The organism is Aliidiomarina haloalkalitolerans, from assembly GCF_003987315.1.
GTDB classification, from domain to species: domain Bacteria; phylum Pseudomonadota; class Gammaproteobacteria; order Enterobacterales; family Alteromonadaceae; genus Aliidiomarina; species Aliidiomarina haloalkalitolerans.
Genome location: NZ_PIPI01000001.1, coordinates 536,749 through 558,178, shown reverse-complemented (window position 1 = coordinate 558,178; position 21,430 = coordinate 536,749). Strand labels below are relative to the sequence as shown.

The following is a 21,430-nucleotide window of genomic DNA, read 5'->3' as shown; positions in this document are numbered from 1 at the left end:
CTATTGCATACCGCGTGGCAACCGCGAGTCGCCTTTAGTTTCACGGAGGCGCTGTTGCCACAATTCTTTCGCACTTAGCCCGCCACTACTCGACTTTGATTGAGTCGTGGCTTTTTTCGTTGCGGGCGTTTTGCTGGCTTTCTTGTCGCTTGTCGCTGTTTTTTTGCTGGCAGTACTCGCTTTCTTAGCGGGCTTACTATCGCTACTTTGACCACCAGTTAGCTCAGAAGCTTGTTCCGCTAACTGAGCTAAGCGGACGTTTTTTCCGCCATCGACACTAAACCAGCCGTTGTTCTCGGCGATATCTGGCTTTTTACCATTGGCTTTTTCATAGGCCGCAGTGAAGTCGGCAAGCACCTGGTCTTTATCAAGTTTGCTCATCGTGGTTTCCCTGTGTGTTAAGATAATGGATTCTCTATTTTTATACCGATTTTTTATGTTGCTGTCTAATTTGCGGCCGAAAGCAAGCATATTAACAGCAAGGTGATAGACGAGGAGTGCTTCATGTTACGCGAACAAGTGTTAGCTCAATTAAATGACTGGTTGCAGCCTGAGCTCGTCCAAGATTACTGCCCCAATGGCTTGCAAGTGCAAGGACAAGCCGAGATTCATAAGGTAGTGACCGGGGTCACGGCCAGTCAAGCTCTAATCGACCAAGCTGTTGCAGCGCAAGCACATGCGATTATTGTTCATCACGGCTATTTCTGGGAAGGTGAAGCCGAACCGATTGTTGGTATGAAATACAATCGAATTAAGACATTGCTCGAGCATCAAATTAACTTAATTGCCTATCACTTACCTTTGGATATTCACCCTGAGTTTGGTAATAACCGCCAGTTACTCAATTTACTCGGCTGCGAAGCGATTCATGCCGCTGCAGGCGTTAAGCCTGAAGGGATTCTCCAGCTTGGCCAGTTCGTTGAACCGATATCCGGCTATGAACTTGCTGATCGCATCGAATTTAAGCTGGGCCGCACCTTAGTTGCTTGCGAATTAAATGAGCAACCCATTCAACGCGTGGCGGTTTGTACGGGTGGCGGTCAGGGCTTTATTGAACAGGCGCTGCAGGCGGGTGCTGACGCTTTTATTACGGGTGAAGTTTCTGAACAAACCATACATGTTGCGCGGGAATGCGGCATTCAGTTTATTGCCGCAGGACATCACGCTACTGAGCGTTACGGGGTTCAAGCACTTGGTGTTAAACTAGCGCAAGCCAGTTCGCTAGACGTTGAGTTTATAGACATCGACAATCCTGCTTAGTCACGACTGTCGAATTTCGGCGAAAAGAGATTCACTGTGACCGATAAAAAATTAGAACAAGTGCAAGCGACTGATCGTGCCTTTACCGATGACGTCAGTCGCTTTCAGCAAAATATTTATGCGACCGCCAAAGGCAAGATTCGGCAGGCGGTACTAAGTGCCGATTTAGGTTTTTTGCTGCAGCCGCATGTAGCCAAGGGCAGTGTTCTCGATATTGGTGGTGGTATCGGCCAAGTGAACAGCCTTTTTGCGCAGGCGGGTTATCAGGTTGTGCATACGGACATTGCTGCAGAAATGGTCGCTAGCGCGGAAGAGAACCATCGTCAGCAGGGACTTGCCGAGAACTACCAATACCATACTGCAGCGTTGCAAGATTTATCACAGGTAATCGGCGATGAACAATATGAGGTTGTGCTCTGCCATGCGGTACTGGAATGGTTAGCTGATCCCTTAGCGGCGATACCGGAAATTTGTGCCCGAGTGAAACCGGGTGGTTGGTTATCACTAATGTTTTACAATCTGCACGCAAAGCGTATGGCGAACATGGTCTATGGCAACTTTGCGTACGTGCAGGCGGGCCTGCAGGTCAAGAAAAAGGTTCGCTTTAGTCCGAATTCACCTTTGCTGCCAGAGCAAGTGCTGAATCAGTTCGCTCAACAGCCGTTTACGCTGTATCGACATAGTGGTGTTCGTTGCTTTCATGATTACCTGCGCGAACCCACCCACCAAATGGTGTATCAGCAACGCCGAGGGTTAGGTGACGCTGGTTCGGCAACCGTTGCAACACAGGTGATTCAACAAGCGGCGCAAGCATTGCAGAATAGTCCGGAGTTAATCGAACTCGAACTCGAGTATCGTGGGCAAGAACCATATCGACAGCTTGGACGATATCAGCATTTATTGTTACGTCGAACCGATTAGCAAGTGCTGTCAATACGGTGACATCACAGATTCAGGCGTGGTCAGAACACATACGCAAAATATTGATGAAATAGGGGAGCGAGCATGCAAGTTGCGTTTATTGGTTTAGGGGTAATGGGCTTTCCGATGGCAGGCCATTTGCAACAAGGCGGCCATCAGGTACAGGTGTACAATCGAACGTTTGCAAAAGCTGAGCAGTGGGTGACACGTTTCGGCGGCAGTGCGTTTCACACGCCAGCTGAGGCCGCCACAGGTGCCGATGTGGTATTTGTTTGTGTTGGTAATGATGACGATGTGCGCAGCGTCGTGTACGGCGAACAAGGCGTTTTAGCGGCCATGAAAGCTGGAACGGTGCTCGTTGACCACACGACCGCTTCTGCTGAACTAGCGCGTGAACTTGCTGGTGCATGTGCGAGCCAACAGGTTGAGTTTCTTGATGCGCCTGTTTCCGGCGGTCAAGCAGGGGCGGAAAATGGCCAGCTGACAGTGATGGTCGGCGGTGAGGAAGCAGTACTTGCCAAAGTACAGCCGTTACTCGATTGTTTCTCCCGGTACGTTGGTTTGCAAGGTCCGGCAGGCAGTGGGCAATTAGCGAAAATGGTTAATCAAATCTGTATTGCTGGTGTTGTCCAAGGCTTAGCCGAAGGGTTACAGTTTGCCAAGAATGCCGGACTTGACCAAGAGCGATTAGTAGCGGCAATTAGCAAGGGCGCAGCAGGTAGTTGGCAAATGGATAACCGTAGTGCGACAATGTGGCGCGGTGAGTTTGAGTTTGGTTTTGCCGTGGATTGGATGCGCAAGGATCTGCAGATTGCATTACAGGAAGCCGGGCGCAACGGTAGCCGGTTACCTTTAACTGCACTCGTTGATCAATTCTATGCTGACGTTCAAGCGTTAGGAGGTCAACGTTTTGATACCTCAAGCCTGATTACCCGTCTTGGCACTGCGGCAAAAAAACACACCTAGTAACGTGATTGCAGTGAATCTTTTGAAACAGAGTCGTGTGAAACGAAATCCTGCGAAACTAAATCTTATAGAACAATAAAAAAACGGCAGCCATGGGCTGCCGTTTTAGTTTCGCTTGCTAGGGCTGCTTAACGAATACCCATGCGGCGTAATGCTTGCTGGGTGAAGTCTTGGCGACGAGGCGTAATATTGAAGTCGATGAAATCACCTTCTTCATTCGCTAAGCCTAAAGCAATGTAACGACCATTGTTGAGGTCATAGAGTGCTTCTGCTGCCATCCACGGTACGTCGCTACCGTAGAATTGTGCGTTATAGGCTTCAGCAACACGCCATAATTCACCACGGCCGTCGTAGTGGTCAACGACTGACGCTGTCCAGGTGTCTTCGTCGATAAAGAAGTTACGCTGAGCATAAATATGACGCTCGCCATCTTTTACCGTGGCTTCGACAACCCATACGCGGTGTAACTCATACCGCAGATGTTCTGGGTTCAAGTGACCTGGCATAATGATGTCGGTGTACTTCAATGACGGATCCATCAACTTGTAGTTGTTGTACGGAATGTACATTTCTTTCTTACCAACGAGTTTCCATTCGTACTTGTCTGGAGCACCATTAAAGATATCAAGACCGTCAGAAGTACGCAGACCGTCTGACGCAGTACCTGGGCCGTCATAAGCAACGTTCGGTGCACGACGAACGCGGCGCTGACCAGCGTTGTACAACCACGCACGGCGGCTTTCTTTCACTTGGTCAATGGTATCGTGAACCAACAATACGGTACCGGTTAAACGCGCTGGAGCCAGTACTTCTTGTAAGAAGTAGAACAAAATATTGTCATCAGCGTCAGTACGGCCACCTTCAAGGTGCTCAGGCCAAACGAGTTGTTCGCGCAAACGTACCATTTCGAAACGGCCGTTGGCTTGCACTGGGAACTGGCCAACGGTTCGTTGTACTGCACCACCACGATAGCGTGTGAGGTGGTTCCAGATGACTTCTAAACCTGAATTTGGAATTGGGAAGGGGACATAACCTTCAAAACCAACAAGGCCGCTACCGCCTTCAACTAAACGAGCATTCTCCGCATTTTTGCGGACGATGTCGTAAATGTCTTGCGGGTAAGCAGCAGTACGACGCGTTTCATAAATGTGCATTTTGAAGGTGTCGTAACGTTCGAACATCGCGATTTGACCTGGGCTCAGGCGGTCGCGGTGGTCATTTAAATTCTCACGGGTAATAGTGAAAAGTGGACGGTCGTCTGGGAATGGGTTTTGTGGACGGTTTACATCCTCACCTGGACGTGAATAACCGCCAGTCCACTCGGGGATAGTTCCGTCGGCATTACCCGCACGCTCAGCACCTAATGGAGTCAGATCCTGACCCAAGCGGGCTGCTTCTTCTTGCGAAACCGCTGCGTTGACACCAGCTGATACCAGCGAAAGTGCCATGACTCCGGCAGTAAGCATGATTTTTTTCATTGTCGTTGTCCTTAGTTCCTGTGCGTTCTTTTATTATGAACACCAGTCCGGAAATTAGTTCCGAATGGGTTAATCTGTAAGCTACACCAATTTTAAAGAAAATAAAATACAAGAAAAATTAGGTTAGAAGGGTTTTCAAACGCCTGTTAGACTATACAATCGTGAACAATAACAAATTTTGGGCGAAACGCCAGTTTCGCAGACAACAAAAACTGGAGTTAATCTATGAAACGGATTGCCTTTGCGGGAATCTTAGCCAGCGCACTTGCAACAGCTTATGCAAGTGCTCCAGAGCCAATAGAGAATTATGACCCGCTGCATACCCCAGCGCCACAAGCACAACGCGCGAATCAGGGTCTTATTACCGGCATTGCTCAGCATGGTGAACATTTTATTGCTGTGGGTGGTTTCGGTACCATTATTGAATTTAATAACCCCGCAAACTGGCAACAACGCGAAGTGCCGACCAGTGTATTGTTAACTGCAATTCACGCAGTCGATGACGAGCACATTTGGGTAGCAGGGCACGATGGTGTTTTATTGCAAAGTACCGATGGCGGACAAAGCTGGCAGATGCGTCTCGATGGACATCAGTTATTAGCCCTTGAGTATGAATGGTTGCAAGAACGCCAAATTGAACTCGAGGATGCGATTGAAAACGCTGAAGACGAATTCGAAGCAGAAGAATTGGAGTTTGAGCTCGACGAGCTGTTTTTCCATATTGGCGGTGCCGAAATTCAATTTGATGTCGGGCCAACGAAACCATTTCTTGATTTACACTTCTTTAATCGTGAAGTAGGGATTGCGGTTGGTGCTTACGGGACTATGTTGCGAACCACTGATGGTGGCAGCAGTTGGTCGGTAAACAATGGCGCAATCGATAATATTATTGGCAATCATATTAATAAGTTGGTTGTAGGGCCAGATGGGGAGCTTATCCTCGTTGGCGAAGCAGGCTTGTTGGCACGCAGTTATGATCAGGGCGAAACCTTTGAAATGCTCGACTCGCCTTACCATGGTTCGCTATTTGGGGCGCTATTTGATGATTTAGGGCAACTCTGGATTTACGGATTACGCGGTAATGTGTTTGTGTCGGGCGACGGTTATGACTTTGAGCAAGTCGATACCAATACCCGCTATAACCTAAATGCGGGCACAATTCTTAATGATGGTCGCGTAGTTCTAGCAGGTCACTCGGGGACGTTATTAGTGATAGACCCAGAAACTCGCGCATTACTCCGTTTTGAGCATGAGTCCAGTTCACCATTAGCTGGTGTACGGCAAATGTCTGACGACCAATTAATTCTAATCGGTCGCTCAGGACTTCTCACCTTTTCCTTGCCGGCAGTGACGGCAATGCACGGCATTTAAGGGGATAGCATTCGAATGAACGACACAAATAACAAGAAATTCGACCTAGTTGAAATTCACGGTCATTCCGGGCGATTTGAAAAGATTTTATTTAACTTCCGTTTGCCTTGGTTATTATTCTTCGCCGTCATTACTGCATTTCTGTTTTATCACGCAGCACAAGTACGTCCAGACGCTAGCTTGCAGAAAATGATTCCTGGGAACCACGAGTTCATTCAAAACTTCTTTAAGTATAGTGATGACTTAGCGGCGATGGGGAATGCAGTTCGGATATCGGTGGAAACTACTGAAGGCGATATTTTCACACCAGAATATCAAGACTTACTGCGTGAAATTACCGATGAAATCTCGTTTTTGAACGGTGTTAATCGTTCTGGTATGCGCTCTATTTGGACGCCGAACGTACGTTGGTCGGAAGTGACCGAAGAAGGTTTCGTTGGTGGTCCGGTTATTCCGCAGAACTACGATGGTTCGCAGGAGTCGATGGAGCAATTGCAGCAAAATATTCTCCGTTCAGGCACCGTGGGTGATTTAGTCGCAAATAATTTCCGTTCCGCACTGATTTATGTGCCGCTGAATGAAATCGATCCGGAAACAGGAGAAAGCCTTGACTACCATCAATTTTCACAGCAGCTTGAGTCTCAGATTCGAGCCCGTTATGAAACTGACACGATAAAAGTTCAAATTGTTGGTTTTGCCAAGGTCATTGGTGATTTGATTGATGGCGCGCTTTTAGTCGGCGGCTTCTTCTTCCTCGCTATGCTGATTACGTTTGCCATGCTGTTTGCTTATAGCCGCTGTGTGCGCAGTTCAATTGTAGTCCTGCTCTGCTCGGGTATCGCAGTTATTTGGCAGTTGGGGATTATCAAACTGATTGGTAGTGGCATTAACCCATACTCAATGTTGGTGCCATTCTTAGTCTTCGCAATTGGTGTCAGTCACGGCGTTCAGATCATTAACGCAGTTATTGCTAACCGCGTTGAAGGTTACGACAAAGTAGGGGCGTCACGAATTGCATTCCGTGGTCTTTATGTTGCGGGCTTGACTGCATTGATCTCTGATGCTGTGGGTTTCACTACCTTGATGGTCATCGACGTGGCGGTCATTAAGGAACTCGCGATTGCTGCAAGTATTGGTGTTGCCGTCATTGTTTTAACCAACTTAGGTTTGCTGCCAATTTTAACCTCGTACATCGGTGTTAGCCCACGCGGCGTCAAGTACCTTGAAGAAGTGCAAAAGAAAGACCATCCGATCTTCCAATTATTCGATCGCTTTACGCAGCCAAAGTGGGCCATTGGCGCAGTGGTTATCGCGGGCTTGATGGCAACTTGGGGCATTTATAAGGCGCAAGACCTGCAAATCGGTGACTTAGATACAGGGGCGCCGGAATTGCGTGCAGATTCGCGCTATAACCTCGATAACGCCTTCCAAGTGGCGAACTACAGTGCCAGTACCGATATTTTCGTAGTAATGGCTGAGACTGCTCCAGGCGCTTGTATTCATTATCAGAATATGGCGCTGATGGATCGTTTCCAATGGCACATGGAAAACGTTCCAGGTGTGCAAGCCGTTCGGTCGATTGCCTATGTTTCAAAACTCGGTATGGCAGGCATTAACGAGGGTAACTTGAAATGGTCGAGTATTAATCGTGACAACTTCGTCATGAATGCGTCGATTTCGCAAGCACCTTCGGGCCTCATTAATGGCGACTGTAGCATGGCGCCAGTGATTATTTATTTGAACGATCACAAAGCTGACACCCTAAACCGTGTAGTTGACGAAGTTCGTGCGTTCTCAGCTGCGTTCCCATCTGATGATCTCGACTTCTTACTTGCCGCTGGTAATGCTGGAATTGAGGCCGCAACCAATAAAGTTATCGAAGATGCTCAGTTCCGCATGTTGTTGTGGGTGTATGGCGTGGTGATTGCGCTGTGTTTGATTACCTTCCGTAGCATTCGCACGGTACTGTGCATCGTCTTACCACTGATGTTCACCACCATTATGAGCCAAGCGCTGATGGCTATGCTCGGCATCGGCATCAAGGTAGCAACGCTGCCCGTGATTGCGCTAGGAGTCGGTATCGGTGTCGATTACGGCATTTATATCTATAGTAAGATGCAGGAAGCGCTGAAACAGGGCATGGATTTAACCGAGAGTTACCTGTACGCCTTGTCAAAAACTGGTAAAGCAGTTGGCTTTACGGGTTTAACACTTGCCATAGGCGTTGCCACATGGATTTGGTCACCGATTAAATTCCAAGCAGATATGGGTTTATTATTAACCTTCATGTTTATCTGGAATATGTTAGGTGCACTCATCCTAATCCCAGCGCTGGCGCGGATTTTTGGCGTAAAGCCGAAGAAACCGGCAGCCGGTTTATAATCACTAGATGTTAAGTACATAAAGTTTTTTTAACATTCGGTTGATTTTTCATTTCGTTTACATTTATTCTTGAGCTCACGGGGCGGACTTTCCGCCCCGTACTAGTGCGAAACCGCATGTTAGATTTCGCACGAAATAATAATAAATCCAAAATCACTGTGTAGTGATCCAGGGAGAGCTCAAAATGTACACAAACTCAAAACTAAATAAAGCAGTGCGCCTCGCGCTAGCTTTTGGTGCAGCTTCAACAATGGCATTAGCCGGCGTGGCAAGCGCACAAGAAGAAGAAAATGAAGAGGAACGCGAAGCTCGTGAGAGCGAGCGTCCTGAACGAATTCAAGTTGTTGGTTCACGTATCCGTACCGACGGTATTGATAACGCTACGCCAATCGACATCATCAGTGCAGAGATCGCTACCGAGCAGGGTCTTAACACCCTAGGTGAGTTACTCCGTACTTCAACCATCGCTTCTGGTTCTGACCAGTTGATTTCTGCTTATTCTGTTGGCTTCGTTACTGCCGGTGGTGCTGGTGCCGAGTCAATCTCAATGCGTGGTCTTGGTGCGAACCGTACTCTCGTATTGTTAAACGGCCGTCGTGCCGGTCCTGCGGGTACCCGTGGTCAGGTTGCAGCGTTCGACATGAACTCACTGCCAGTTACGGTAGTTGAGCGTGTTGAAATCTTGAAAGACGGTGCGTCTTCACTGTACGGTTCTGACGCGGTCGCTGGTGTAATCAACATCATCACTAAACGTGGTGACGAGAAGAGCATCAACGTTAGTGGTAGCCAGCCATTTGACTCAGGCGGGGAAACCTTCCGTATCAATGGTACTTGGGGTACTGCATTTGACCGCGGTTCATACCGTGTTGTTGCCGACTTCAACCATAACACTGGCTTGAAGCGTGGCGATCGTGACCACTTTGGTTGTCCAACGCGTTACTTCTTCGACCCAACTACCGGTGAGCGTGCTGATCCAATCGATCCACGTACGGGTGACTACCACTGTAACGACACAGGCTTCGGTTTGTGGGTAAACAACGGTGGCCGTTTCCAGTTTGACCGCGATGGTTTTGGTTTCCCTGGTGCAGCGTCTGGCTCGCCATACGGCAATCCATTACTTACTCAAGCACCAGCTGGCTGGTACTGGGCAGGTCACACCAAAGAAACTGATGGTTGGTTCGACAACACCAGCGAACTACACCGTAACCGTACGATGATTCCTGAGACTCGCGTGTGGTCAATTTATCAACAAGCAGACTATGACTTAACTGACACAGTTTCAATTTACTCAGAGTTAATGCACAGCTCGCGTGAAACCTACATTGACTCAGTGCGTCAGTTCTGGACCAGTAACCCAGGTTTGGCTTCTTACATCCCGGTGAACACTTTACCAGGTTGGGAAGCGTCTAACCCTGCGTTAGGTGTTATGCCTGTAGCATTAACCGACCACTTCAGCAGCAAAACAACCGTTGATTACAGCCGTTTTGTTGCTGGCTTAGAAGGTTCACTTGGCTACTGGACGTGGGACGTCTCTTGGCAGCGTTCATTAAACCGTGGTGAGTACCGCAACCAAATTATTTTCCAAGACTCAATGGTCATGGCTCATGAAGCATTGCTTGGTTTAAATGACTGTACTGGTATTACTGCAATTTCACTGAAGCCTTGTACGCAAGTGAACTGGTTCACCGATGGCCACCTCAACGGTACCGATTATGGCCCTGGCGTAGAAGACTTCTTATTCGGTGAAGAAGTGGGTCGCACTATCTATAAGCAAGATACAATCGACGCTTATATCACTGGTGACTTATTCGACTTACCAGCGGGTGTTTTAGCGACTGCAGTTGGTGTGTCGTATCAAACTGATGAACTTCAAGATACTCCGGGCTACCACACTCGCATGGGTAACTCTTGGGGCTTAACTGGTGCAGGTATCACTGCTGGTCGTTCAACCACGAAAGCCGTGTATGCGGAAATCCAAGCGCCTCTAATCCGTGATTTACCACTGATTGAAGCGTTAGACTTAACTGCGTCAGCTCGTTACAACCAAGTGAACACTTACGGTAGCGGTGACACCTATAAGATCAGCGCGAACTGGACCATCGGTCACGGTTTCCGTATGCGTGCATCTCGTGGTACTTCATTCCGTGCGCCAGCTCTGTTTGAATTGTTCCTCGAGAACCAAACCGGTTTCGCCGGCCAGAACACCGACCCTTGTGTGAACTGGATTGAGTCAACCAACGAAATCTTGCAAGCAAACTGTCAAGCCGCTGGCGTACCAGCAAGCTACATTGCTGCAGTGGGTGGCTCAATGACGTTAGTAACCGGTGGTGGTGCAGGTCAGCTCGACGCTGAAACCTCAACCTCTGAAGGTATTGGTTTAGTTTACACTAGCCCGCAAAACCGTTTTGCAGCGTCTGTAGACTATTACGATGTAACCATTCGTGGTCAAATTTCAAACGTTGCTGGTAGTTCAGTCATGAGTCGTTGTTACTTCTCAGAAGCTGGCTTCGCAAACGAACCATTCTGTCGTCAAATCACGCGCCGTACCGGTAACGAAGGTAATAACTTCGACTGGGGTGTTGAAGAAGTTCGTGGTGGTTACTTGAATACGTCTGAGCAGCGCGTACGTGGTGCCGACTTCGTGGTAACTTACCAAGACGAAACACCATGGGGTATGTTACGTGTTCGCTTGAACCACACCTCGCAAATCGAGCGTTACTTCAAGCAGTTCGACGATAGTACACCAATTCAGTACGTAGGCCGTATCGGTAACCCGAAACAGACTGGTACTTTAAATACGACCTTGTCACGTGACGGCATCAGCTATAACTGGAACATTCGTTATGTAAGCAGCGTGTCTAACTACCACTTATATACTCGTGGTAACCTGACAACGTATCGTGGTGAAGACGTTCGCTTCATTGCTGACGCACCAACTTACTTGATGCACTCGTTCTCAGTGAACAAACAGTATGATAGCGGTTTAGATATCACTTTAGGTCTTTCAAACGTGTTTGATAAGCGTCCACCACAGGCGTCACCAGCAGCAGTTAACACTGCAGGTAACACCATGTTGTTTGCTTCTCAATACGAATTGTTAGGTCGTCGTGCATTCTTGAATGCTTCGTACAAGTTCTAATCTTAATTTTAGAATTTAGGTCTAACTGAATAAGCACCAGCTTTTCGAAGCTGGTGTTTTTTTTTATGCAATTTTACTTACTAGTGGATGCTTGCATGCATCTTTACTAATTTTAACAAAGCTCAGAGTATGTAAGTTCATATATAACATAATGGAATAAAACCAACGGTAAAGTAACTGTTTAGTTTTTATCCTATTTGGTCAAGTATGAGATAAACAGTAGGTTTTCAGCGTTCAGCTTCATATCGATTTTAATCCATTCCTCCTAGTATCGGGCGTCAGGCGATTCTTGTAAGTCATTGGTTATTGACCAATGGTGTAGTTATTGCCTCAAGAAAAATAATATACACATACGAGTGGATGACTGTTCACTGTTGCAGTTTTCCCCAGGGAGTAATGGGATGTTTACGAACTCAAAATTAAGCAAATCTGTGCGCATTGCACTTGCTTTCGGTGCTGCTTCGACCATGGCACTAGCAGGCGTTGCGAGTGCGCAAGAAAATGACGACGAAGAAGAGCGTGAAGCGCGCTCTAGTGATCGTCCTGAGCGAATTCAAGTTGTTGGTTCACGGATTCGTACCGATGGTTTAGATAATGCTACACCGATCGACATTATTAGTACTGAAATTGCGACCGAGCAGGGTCTGAATACCCTCGGTGAATTACTGCGGACGTCGACGATTGCGTCGGGCTCAGACCAGCTGATTTCAGCTTATTCGGTTGGCTTTGTTACCGCCGGTGGTGCAGGTGCAGAGTCGATTTCAATGCGTGGTCTTGGTGCAAACCGTACCCTAGTACTATTAAACGGCCGTCGCGCCGGACCAGCGGGTACCCGCGGTCAGGTCGCTTCTTTCGACATGAACGCATTGCCAATTTCTGCCGTTGAACGTGTCGAAATTCTGAAAGACGGTGCGTCTTCACTTTACGGCTCAGACGCTGTTGCTGGTGTTATTAACATCATCACCAAGCGTGGTGACGAGAAGAGTATCAACGTGACTGCCAGCCAACCGTTTGAGTCAGGCGGGGAAACCTTCCGTGTCAACGGTACTTGGGGTACTGCATTTGATCGTGGCTCGTACCGCGTTGTTGCTGATTACAACCACAATTCGGGTTTAAAACGTGGCGATCGCGACCATTTTGGTTGCCCAACACGCTATTTCTTCGATCCAACCACAGGTGAGCGTGCTGATCCGATCGATCCGCGCACCGGTGAATATCATTGTAATGGTAGTGGTTATGGCTTGTGGAACAACCACATGGGTCGCTTCCAGTTCGATAACACTGGCTTTGGTTTCCCACATTTAGCTTCTGAAGGCGAGTACGGTAACCCGTTCGTTGTATCAGCTCCAGATGGTTGGTATTGGGCTGGCCACACTAAAGAAACCGATGGTTGGTTAGATAACACCAGTGATTTACATCGCAATCAAACCATGATCCCAGAGTCTGTTGTTTGGTCTGTGTTCCAACAAGCCGATTACGACATTACCGATACAGTTTCTGCATTTGTTGAATTAATGCACAGCCAACGGACGACAAAAATTGACAGTGTACGCCAGTTCTGGACCAACAACCCTGGTTTGGCGTCATATATTCCAATCAATACTTTACCTGGTTGGCAGGATAACGGTGCTGGCTTAGCCGTGATGCCGGTTGCATTAACCGATCACTACAGCAGTGAAACCACTGTCGATTACACGCGCTTTGTTGCGGGCTTAGAAGGCTCTCTCGGTTACTGGAACTGGGAAGCTTCGTGGCAGCGTTCACTTAACCGCGGTGAATACAAGCAAGAGATTATCTTCGCTGATTCGATGCTCATGGCTCATGAGAATTTACTTGGTTTGAATGATTGCACCGGTGTGACTGAATACTCTGGTCGTCAGTGCACGCAAGTGAACTGGTTTACTCATGGTCACTTAAGTGGCACGGACTTAGGCCCAGGCGTTGCTGACTTCCTATTCGGTGAAGACAAAGGTAAGACTGTTTACAAGCAAGACACGGTTGAAGGTTACATCACCGGTGATTTGTTTGACCTGCCGCACGGTACGTTAGCGACCGCAGTTGGTGTGTCTTACCAGACTGACGAAATTCAGGACACTCCTGGTTTCCATACCCGAAATGGTAACTCGTGGGGCTTAAGCTCTGCTGGTATCACCGCAGGTCGCGGAACAACCACTGCAGTATTCGCTGAAGTTCAAGCACCATTGCTGCGTGACTTACCGTTAATTGAAGCATTAGATGTGACTGCCTCTGCACGTCACACTCGCGTGAATACCTATGGTAGCGGCGACACTTTCAAACTGAGCGCAAACTGGACAATCGGTAACGGCTTCCGGGCACGTGCTTCACGTGGTACTTCGTTCCGTGCACCGGCATTGTTCGAGCTTTACCTTGAAGGTCAAACTGGTTTCTTAGGTCAGAACGTTGATCCATGTATTAACTGGGTTGAGTCGACTAACGAAATCCTACAAGCAAACTGTCAAGCTGCTGGCGTACCTGAAACTTACGTTGCTGGTGTTGGTGGTTCAATGACCTCAGTAACTGGTGGCGGTGCAGGTGTACTTAACGCTGAAACTTCGACCTCTGAAGGTGTTGGCTTAGTTTACACTAGCCCTGAGAATACCTTTGCTGCGTCAGTTGACTACTATGACGTGACGATCCGTAACCAGATCTCGAGCGTTGCGGGTTCAAGCGTTCTTGGCCAGTGTTATTACTCAGAGAATGGCTTTGAAAACGAACCGTTCTGTCGTCAAATTGACCGTCGTACTGGTACCGAAGCAAACAACTTCGACTGGGGTGTTGACGAAGTCCGTGGTGGTTACCTGAATACTTCTGAACAGCGTATTCGTGGTGCTGACGTTGTCATCACTTACCAAACCGAAACTCCGGTTGGTCACTTACGTATGCGTCTGAACCACATGACGCAAATCGAGCGTTACTTCAAACAGTTTGCGGATAGCGTACCGACTCAGTATATCGGCCGTTTAGGTAACCCGAAACAATCAGGTACTTTGAATACTACCTTGACGCGTGACGACTGGCGCTTTAATTGGAACATTCAGTACGTCAGCAGTGTGTCAAACTACCACCTTTACACGCGTGGTAACCTGACTACATATCGTGATGAAGACGTTCGTTTCATCGCCGACGCGCCAACGTATCTGATGCATTCATTCTCAGTGAACAAAACACTGATGGACAGCATGGATATCACTGTTGGTCTAGCGAACGCGTTTGATAAACGTCCACCACAAGCTTCTCCTGCAGCAGTAAACACCGCGGGTAACACCATGTTGTTTGCTTCTCAGTATGAGCTGTTAGGTCGCCGTGCATTTGTGAACTTCTCTTATAGTTTCTAAAGCACAGCAATAAAACGTACATTTTGTAGTTTCTTTTTGCACCAATCCTTCGGGGTTGGTGCTTTTTTTTTGCGGCAAATTCACATAAAAAGCCATCAGAATCGCATAAAATCAGCATTGAGCGTTGCAATTAACAGTGTTTTAACTTTAATATGGTCTGTCAGTGCCAGTTTTTGACTGTTAATTTGGGTTTTTAATGCCTTTGTAGCGCCTGAATGGGCAGTCGACAGCTGCAGCTGTCTCGAATAATAAAACTTACGCTTACATCACTAAACTACATGTCTATATAAAATGTAGTATGAGCAATGTACCAGGGAGTCTTGGAATGTTTACAAATACAAAACTGAGTAAATCAGTTCGTCTGGCATTGGCCTTCGGTGCTGCCTCGACGCTTGCATTCGCTGGCGTAGCTTCAGCACAAGACGAAAACGAAGAAGAAGAGCAGGCGCAACAGGATCGCCCTGAGCGTATTCAAGTCGTTGGTTCGCGTATTCGCACCGACGGTTTAGATAACGCCACGCCTATCGATATCATCAGTACTGAAATTGCCACCGAGCAGGGTTTAAACACCCTTGGTGAATTACTTCGTACTTCAACCGTCGCTTCTGGTTCGAACCAGCTTATCTCTGCAATGTCAGTGGGTTCGGTTACAGCAGGTGGCGCAGGCGCTGAGTCAATCTCAATGCGTGGTTTAGGTGCTAACCGTACTCTTGTATTATTAAACGGCCGTCGTGCAGGGCCTGCGGGTACCCGTGGTCAGGTTGCTGCGTTTGATATGAACGCACTGCCAGTTTCTGCTGTTGAGCGTGTTGAAATCCTCAAAGACGGTGCTTCATCACTGTACGGCTCTGACGCTGTTGCTGGTGTAATTAACATTATTACTAAGCGTGGTGACGAATCGAGCTTTAACGTCAGTATGAACCAACCGATTGAGTCGGGCGGTGAAACGTTCCGCGTTAATGGTACGATTGGCCGTTCATTTGACCGTGGTTCATTGCGTTTTGTTGCAGACTACAACTTGCAGTCAGAAATGAAACGTGGAGACCGGGATCACTTCAAATGTGGTACGCGCTATATTTTCGACGCACAATCAAGCACACAAGTGGATCCAATCGATCCGCGCACTGGTGAGTTCCACTGTAACGATTTACCTTACGGTATGTGGTTATGGAATTTAAGTCCGCCGAATGGTGCGCCGAACTACACCTCACAAATCACAGGCTTCGACCACACCGGTCGTTTGCGTGAGATCGGAATTCCTGGATATAACCCGACCCAACCTGGTGACATCTCGGCACCAGAAGGCTGGTTCCCAATGGGTTATAGCCGCGAGTCAGACGGTTGGTTGAACTCAACGCATCCATTCCAAGAAATCCAAACCATGGTACCGAAAACGGAAGTCGCGTCTTTGTACTTCCAAAGTGATTATGATCTGACCGACACCGTCTCGTTCTACAGCGAGTTCTTACACAGTCGCCGGGAAACTACCATTCATAGCTATCGCCAGTTCTGGGAACCCTTCATTCCAGCATGGCTTGGTTTGGTTGATGGTTGGGACGGTAACGTATTCCTTGATCCGACCGCAGTTACCGACCATTCAGGTAGTGTGACGACGATTGATTACTCGCGCGCTGTACTAGGTCTTGAGGGGGCACTTGGGTATTGGAACTGGGATGTGTCTTATCAGCGTACGTTGAACCGTGGTGAATACTTCCAGAAAGTTATCCTACAAGACGCATTATTTATGGCGTCAGATGCAATTTGGGGTGACCCTTGTGAAGGTTTCTTGTCGCCTATTTCTGGCCGTCCGTGCTATGAAATCGACTTCTTCACACCGGATTATATCTACGGTAACTTCGATCAAGGCACGCGTGACTTCTTGTTTGATACCGAAACAGGTAAAACCATTTATAAGCAAGACACTCTTGATGCTTATATCACTGGTGACTTGTTCGACTTACCAGCAGGTACATTAGCGACTGCGGTTGGTGTGTCTTACCAAACGGATGAAATCCAAGACACTCCGGGCGAGGTTACTTTGGCGGGTAACTCATGGGGTATGACGAGCTCTGGTATTACTGCCGGCCGTTCAACGACCAAAGCAGTTTATGCCGAGATTCAAGCCCCGTTACTCCGTGACCTGCCGCTGATTGAAGCACTCGACCTGACTGCATCGGCGCGTTATACCGACGTGTCTACATATGGTTCAGGTGATACTTACAAACTAAGTGCAAACTGGACTATCGGTAACGGTTTCCGTATTCGTGCTTCACGTGGTACTTCGTTCCGTTCACCAGCACTGTTTGAACTCTTCTTAGAGAACCAAACTGGCTTCTTTAACCAGAACCAAGATCCGTGCTGGGCTTGGGGTGAGCGTTTAGATGGAGGTACATTAAACCCAATCGCTGCAGCAAACTGTGCGGCCGACGGTATTCCAGCGGATTATAGCTCTAACTATGGTTCTGCAACCTCAGTCACCGGTGGTGGTCGTGGACTCCTGCAGGCCGAAACTTCAGTCTCTGAAGGTATCGGTTTAGTGTGGTCTTCGGCTGATAACCGGTTTGCCGGTTCAATTGATTACTATGACGTAATCATTCGTAACCAGATCAGTAACGTGGGTGGCGCAAGTATTTTGTCACTCTGTTACAACTCTGAGAACTTCCCGAACGAACCGTTCTGTGACCAGTTCGATCGTAACGACGGTGGCGATGCAGGCGACAACTACAACATTACTGAGGTTCGTGGCGGTTACGTCAACGTTGCTGAGCAAACAGTACGTGGTGCGGATGTTGTCTTTACCTATATGGATCAAACGCCATTCGGTGCATTGCGTATCCGTTTAGATCACACGATCCAAATTGAGCGTGCGGCGAAGCAGTTCCCAACCAGTATTCCAAACAACGTTGTTGGCCGTTTGGGTAGCCCACGTCATTCGGGTACATTAAACATTGGTTTAACCCGTGACTCATGGCGCTATAACTACGCAATTCGCTATACCGGTAAAGTGTCAAACGACCACCTCTATGAGAATGGCGAGTTTGGTACATACCGTGGTGAGACAGTTCGTTTCGTAGCGAGCGCTCCAACCACTCTGTACCACACATTCTCGTTGAATAAAGAGTTTGATAGCGGTTTAGACGTAACCTTCGGTGTCAACAACTTGTTTGACAAGAAGCCACCGAAAGGTAGCCCGTCACGTGCGACTACTGTTGGTAATGCAATGCTTTACTCACAGTATGACCAGTTAGGTCGCCGTGTATTCTTCAATCTCGGCTATCAGTTCTAAGTTCTAGAAGACTTAACGACCAAGAACAAGCCCCGCACTGTGCGGGGCTTTTTTTGTGTTCGTCGATTGTGGCAGAGCGAACAATTTCCTCATGTTCAATGCCTGAGCTGACGGGCGTTTACAGCGCCATAATGTAGTCGGCTAGTGACTTCAGAATACGCATTTTTTGTGGGTCATTCTGGTGTGTTTCGGCTAGATTTTCGAGTGCAAGTACGTAATCATCGACACTTAAAAAGTGCTCGCTGCCGTGCAGCAAACGGTCTTTACAATGCTGTTGCCAGCGTTGCATTTCGCCGGCAGTTAGGCTCTCTGGAAAGTTACGAGCGCGGTAACGGAATAGTAATACCGGTAGACGTGCATCGTCCCATGGTAATTTTAAACCTGCTAATTGTTCCGGTGATGCTTGACGGATCATGTCGCAGTGAGAACGGCTCTGTTGGCTAATTAAACCGCCGGAATAGAGTGCTAGGTCAGCGTCTTGGTTCGTTGATTCATCAGCTTCACGAGGAAGTTGGTGCACGAGTGCGTTAAATAGATGTTCACGTAATTGCGGTTGGTTGGTGAGCATCTCAGCAACGCTAAGTAGTTGGTTCAAATCGAAACCGGCAAGAGCCGCCTGTTCCTGCGTTAGGGTTGCAACGGGCGCAATAAACGGACATTGATTAACTGTAATGGTGACAAAGCCTGGGCGTTCACCGTTCAGTTCATCTTCAGCAGTAAAGTAGCTTGCGAGGATTTCTGCGCCGGACTTGTGTTGCCATTGCGTCGGTTCGCGGTCAAGGCGCCAGGCGATGAGCTGGTTGGGCTGTTCTGGGTGAAAGCCAAGCGGCAACACCAAGCTTAAATAACGTTGCTGAACGCCATAATAGCCTGCCACATGCACAAGCGGTTTTTGTTCGTTAATAGCGCGCTCTATCAGTTTGATCAACGCAGCTTTGCGGCGAATACTAAAGCAGAACTCATAGAGCTTTGGCTGTGCCGATTTAATCCGTTTGGCAAGCTCAATACTTGCGTATACGTCGGCCATGGCGTCATGGGCATTGCTATGTTCAATGCCATTTGCCGGCGCGAGCTGGTCAAGTTTTAAGCTAGCTAGGCCTTCGTCATTTTCTGGCCATTCGATACCGTCTGGTCGTAGCGCAAAGGCTGCTCGAACTAAGTTCAACAAATCCCAACGCGAATTTCCGTCTTGCCAGGTATGAGCATACGGGTCGATGAAGTTACGATAAAACAAAAAGCGCGTCATTTCATCGTCATAACGAATGGAGTTATAACCGCAAATGGTGGTGTCAGCTTGCTTGAATTGGGCATGGATTTTTGCTGCAAACTCGTATTCTGGCAGACCCAATTGTTGCGCTTTTTGTGGGGTAATGCCGGTAATTAAGCAAGCTTGCGGGTGTGGTAAATAGTCCGGTGCAAGACGACAATAGGCGCTAAACGGTTCATCAATGATATTTAAATTGTGGTCGGTACGTATGCCGGCAAACTGCATAGGGCGGTCAGCACGCGGGTTAACCCCGCCAGCTTCAAAATCGTACCAGTAGATCGATGCGGTCATGATGAACTCTCTTTTAGGAATTTGACGTTATTCTGCGAACGTTCAACTGTACTGCTAAGCATATCATCGTGTTAGGCTTGTTTGCGAGGGGCACAGCTGTTGATAATGACGGATAAAATAGGGAAGATGAAGTTTAAAGAACGCCAACCACTGCAGCATTTTCTGTAAGACCGTCTAAACTTAAAAATAACAAGGGGATATCCATGGCAATAGGTATGCAAAAGCTTTCAATAGCGGCGCTAATTAGCACGGTATGCACACTAGCGTTGGTGCCGATGGCAGTGCAAGCTGAGACGAATGAGCAGCAGCCGATAGCAATCGCTATTCATGGCGGCGCTGGGACTATTACCCGTGAGAACATGTCGCCGGAACGGGAAGCGCAATTTAAACAAGCATTGCAAGACGCCCTTGACGCAGGTTATGCCATTCTTGAGCAAGGTGGAGAAAGTATTGACGCTGTGATAGCAGCCATTCAACTCATGGAAGAAAACCCGCTGTTTAATGCTGGTAAAGGAGCTGTGTACACTTATACCGGCGAACACGAATTAGATGCGTCGATTATGCGTGGTGACACGCTAGATGCAGGTGCAGTTTCCGGCGTAAAAACGGTGCGCAGCCCGATTGCTTTAGTGCGCGCGATTATGGAGAACTCGCGACATGTCATGCTCAGTGGTGCAGGAGCCGAGCAGTTCGCAAGTGAGCAGGGGCTTGAGCGGGTTGAGAACAGTTTTTTCAATACCGAGCATCGTTATCAACAATTAGAGCGAGCGCTGGAACAGCTGCGTGAGCAAGAGAAAACAGGGGATCACATCGCCTATCAGTCGAATTGGGATCCAAACTTTAATATGGGGACAGTTGGCGCGGTTGCGCTTGATCGTCAGGGTAATTTAGTTGCGGGAACATCAACTGGTGGCATGACCGCGAAACAGTACGGTCGCATTGGTGATTCGCCGATTATTGGTGCCGGCACGTGGGCGGACAATAGCAGCTGTGCCGTGTCGGCCACGGGTCATGGCGAGTACTTTATTCGTTTTCATGTTGCTGCGGCGATTTGCTCACGCGTGAAGTATTTAGGCGAGTCAATTGCAACCGCAGGTGAGTATGTCATTCACGACACGCTGTTACCTGCAGGCGGCACCGGCGGTGTAATAATTCTTGATCGGGACGGCAACGTCAGCATGCCATTTAATACCGAAGGTATGTATCGCGGTAGTAAAGTCAATGGCAAGGTGACGATCGGGATTTACCAAGAAGAGGAGTAGTTTTATGCGTTCGATGAAAGTACAGGACTACATGAATCGCTATCCTTTGAAATTTAAGCGCACCATGCCCATTGAGGAAGCGGTTGCGATGCTCGTATCAACACAGCAAACGGGCGGGCCGGTAGTTGATGAGCAAGGCCATGTGGTAGGGTTTCTGTCAGAACAAGATTGCTTAGCATCGATGCTGAAGGACACTTATCATAAAGAACAAACCGCAACCGTGGAGGACTGCATGCACGCAGAGGTGCTCACGGTGAATGGTGACATGGCGATTCTCGACTTAGCGCAACAATTGGGTAATCAAAAACCCAAGCTTTATCCGGTTATTGATTACGGTGGAAGTTTAATTGGCGTGATTAGCCGTACTGATGTTTTAAGAGCAATTGACTTGCATTTGAAAGATTCGTACCGGAATCGTTAACGCGAAAAACTCGTCTACAGAGGCCGCCGG

Annotated in this window: 13 protein-coding genes; 10 read left to right on the top strand and 3 right to left on the bottom strand. The window is 48.1% G+C overall.

The features are described 5' to 3' along the window. A complete protein-coding gene (locus CWE06_RS02555) occupies positions 1–381 on the bottom strand; it encodes a hypothetical protein (protein WP_126790861.1) in 381 nt (126 codons plus the stop codon). A 123-nt stretch (positions 382–504) separates the two neighbouring features. On the opposite strand from CWE06_RS02555, the gene CWE06_RS02550 reads away from it, so the two are divergent. The 3 genes from CWE06_RS02550 to CWE06_RS02540 all read left to right on the top strand — a co-directional run bounded on the left by CWE06_RS02550 (position 505) and on the right by CWE06_RS02540 (position 3,147). Further along, on the top strand, positions 505–1,260 hold the full coding sequence (locus tag CWE06_RS02550) for a Nif3-like dinuclear metal center hexameric protein (protein ID WP_126790859.1): 756 nt from the start codon (positions 505–507) through the stop codon (positions 1,258–1,260). Between the two features lie 36 nt (positions 1,261–1,296). Continuing rightward, positions 1,297–2,181: a methyltransferase domain-containing protein gene (locus tag CWE06_RS02545; RefSeq protein WP_241972448.1), complete on the top strand. Its 885-nt coding sequence runs from the start codon at positions 1,297–1,299 to the stop codon at positions 2,179–2,181. Positions 2,182–2,265: 84 nt separating this feature from the next. Continuing rightward, positions 2,266–3,147 carry an NAD(P)-dependent oxidoreductase gene (locus CWE06_RS02540; RefSeq protein WP_126790857.1) on the top strand — a complete coding sequence of 294 codons (882 nt, stop codon included), beginning with the start codon at positions 2,266–2,268 and terminating at the stop codon, positions 3,145–3,147. 128 nt (positions 3,148–3,275) lie between these two features. Here the strand turns inward: CWE06_RS02540 and CWE06_RS02535 are convergent, their stop codons facing one another. After that, a complete protein-coding gene (locus tag CWE06_RS02535) occupies positions 3,276–4,625 on the bottom strand; it encodes a DUF1329 domain-containing protein (RefSeq protein WP_126790855.1) in 1,350 nt (449 codons plus the stop codon). 225 nt (positions 4,626–4,850) lie between these two features. On the opposite strand from CWE06_RS02535, the gene CWE06_RS02530 reads away from it, so the two are divergent. The 5 genes from CWE06_RS02530 to CWE06_RS02510 all read left to right on the top strand — a co-directional run bounded on the left by CWE06_RS02530 (position 4,851) and on the right by CWE06_RS02510 (position 18,159). After that, complete coding sequence (locus CWE06_RS02530; RefSeq protein ID WP_126790853.1) at positions 4,851–5,996, top strand: WD40/YVTN/BNR-like repeat-containing protein; 1,146 nt, start codon at positions 4,851–4,853, stop codon at positions 5,994–5,996. A 15-nt stretch (positions 5,997–6,011) separates the two neighbouring features. Further along, a complete protein-coding gene (locus CWE06_RS02525; RefSeq protein ID WP_126790851.1) occupies positions 6,012–8,378 on the top strand; it encodes an efflux RND transporter permease subunit in 2,367 nt (788 codons plus the stop codon). Positions 8,379–8,562: 184 nt separating this feature from the next. Then, a complete protein-coding gene (locus tag CWE06_RS02520) occupies positions 8,563–11,517 on the top strand; it encodes a TonB-dependent receptor plug domain-containing protein (RefSeq protein ID WP_126790849.1) in 2,955 nt (984 codons plus the stop codon). Between the two features lie 401 nt (positions 11,518–11,918). Then, a complete protein-coding gene (locus tag CWE06_RS02515) occupies positions 11,919–14,873 on the top strand; it encodes a TonB-dependent receptor plug domain-containing protein (RefSeq protein WP_126790847.1) in 2,955 nt (984 codons plus the stop codon). Between the two features lie 325 nt (positions 14,874–15,198). Continuing rightward, positions 15,199–18,159: a TonB-dependent receptor domain-containing protein gene (locus CWE06_RS02510; protein WP_126790845.1), complete on the top strand. Its 2,961-nt coding sequence runs from the start codon at positions 15,199–15,201 to the stop codon at positions 18,157–18,159. A gap of 118 nt (positions 18,160–18,277) precedes the next feature. Here CWE06_RS02510 and sbcB read toward each other — a convergent pair whose 3' ends face one another. Next, the gene (gene sbcB, locus CWE06_RS02505; RefSeq protein ID WP_126790843.1) at positions 18,278–19,717 is read right to left on the bottom strand and encodes an exodeoxyribonuclease I; all 1,440 of its coding nucleotides are present in this window, start codon (positions 19,715–19,717) and stop codon (positions 18,278–18,280) included. Between the two features lie 215 nt (positions 19,718–19,932). Between sbcB and CWE06_RS02500 the strand changes: the two genes are divergently transcribed. Together CWE06_RS02500 and CWE06_RS02495 are read left to right on the top strand one after the other, a co-directional pair. Further along, positions 19,933–20,979 (top strand): isoaspartyl peptidase/L-asparaginase family protein, encoded by a 1,047-nt coding sequence (locus CWE06_RS02500; RefSeq protein ID WP_126791515.1) that lies wholly within the window; start codon positions 19,933–19,935, stop codon positions 20,977–20,979. 4 nt (positions 20,980–20,983) lie between these two features. Continuing rightward, the gene (locus CWE06_RS02495; RefSeq protein WP_126790841.1) at positions 20,984–21,400 is read left to right on the top strand and encodes a CBS domain-containing protein; all 417 of its coding nucleotides are present in this window, start codon (positions 20,984–20,986) and stop codon (positions 21,398–21,400) included. The last annotated feature ends 30 nt before the right edge of the window (positions 21,401–21,430 follow it).

What these genes read in the sequence shown, in the direction of transcription:
- CWE06_RS02520 (WP_126790849.1), top strand. Translation starts at nt 8,563, where the DNA reads ATGTACACAAACTCAAAACTAAATAAAGCAGTGCGCCTCGCGCTAGCT.
- CWE06_RS02540 (WP_126790857.1), top strand. Translation starts at nt 2,266, where the DNA reads ATGCAAGTTGCGTTTATTGGTTTAGGGGTAATGGGCTTTCCGATGGCA.
- CWE06_RS02530 (WP_126790853.1), top strand. Translation starts at nt 4,851, where the DNA reads ATGAAACGGATTGCCTTTGCGGGAATCTTAGCCAGCGCACTTGCAACA.
- CWE06_RS02550 (WP_126790859.1), top strand. Translation starts at nt 505, where the DNA reads ATGTTACGCGAACAAGTGTTAGCTCAATTAAATGACTGGTTGCAGCCT.
- CWE06_RS02500 (WP_126791515.1), top strand. Translation starts at nt 19,933, where the DNA reads ATGCAAAAGCTTTCAATAGCGGCGCTAATTAGCACGGTATGCACACTA.
- CWE06_RS02535 (WP_126790855.1), bottom strand. Translation starts at nt 4,625, where the DNA reads ATGAAAAAAATCATGCTTACTGCCGGAGTCATGGCACTTTCGCTGGTA.
- CWE06_RS02525 (WP_126790851.1), top strand. Translation starts at nt 6,012, where the DNA reads ATGAACGACACAAATAACAAGAAATTCGACCTAGTTGAAATTCACGGT.
- sbcB (WP_126790843.1), bottom strand. Translation starts at nt 19,717, where the DNA reads ATGACCGCATCGATCTACTGGTACGATTTTGAAGCTGGCGGGGTTAAC.
- CWE06_RS02510 (WP_126790845.1), top strand. Translation starts at nt 15,199, where the DNA reads ATGTTTACAAATACAAAACTGAGTAAATCAGTTCGTCTGGCATTGGCC.
- CWE06_RS02515 (WP_126790847.1), top strand. Translation starts at nt 11,919, where the DNA reads ATGTTTACGAACTCAAAATTAAGCAAATCTGTGCGCATTGCACTTGCT.
- CWE06_RS02495 (WP_126790841.1), top strand. Translation starts at nt 20,984, where the DNA reads ATGCGTTCGATGAAAGTACAGGACTACATGAATCGCTATCCTTTGAAA.
- CWE06_RS02555 (WP_126790861.1), bottom strand. Translation starts at nt 381, where the DNA reads ATGAGCAAACTTGATAAAGACCAGGTGCTTGCCGACTTCACTGCGGCC.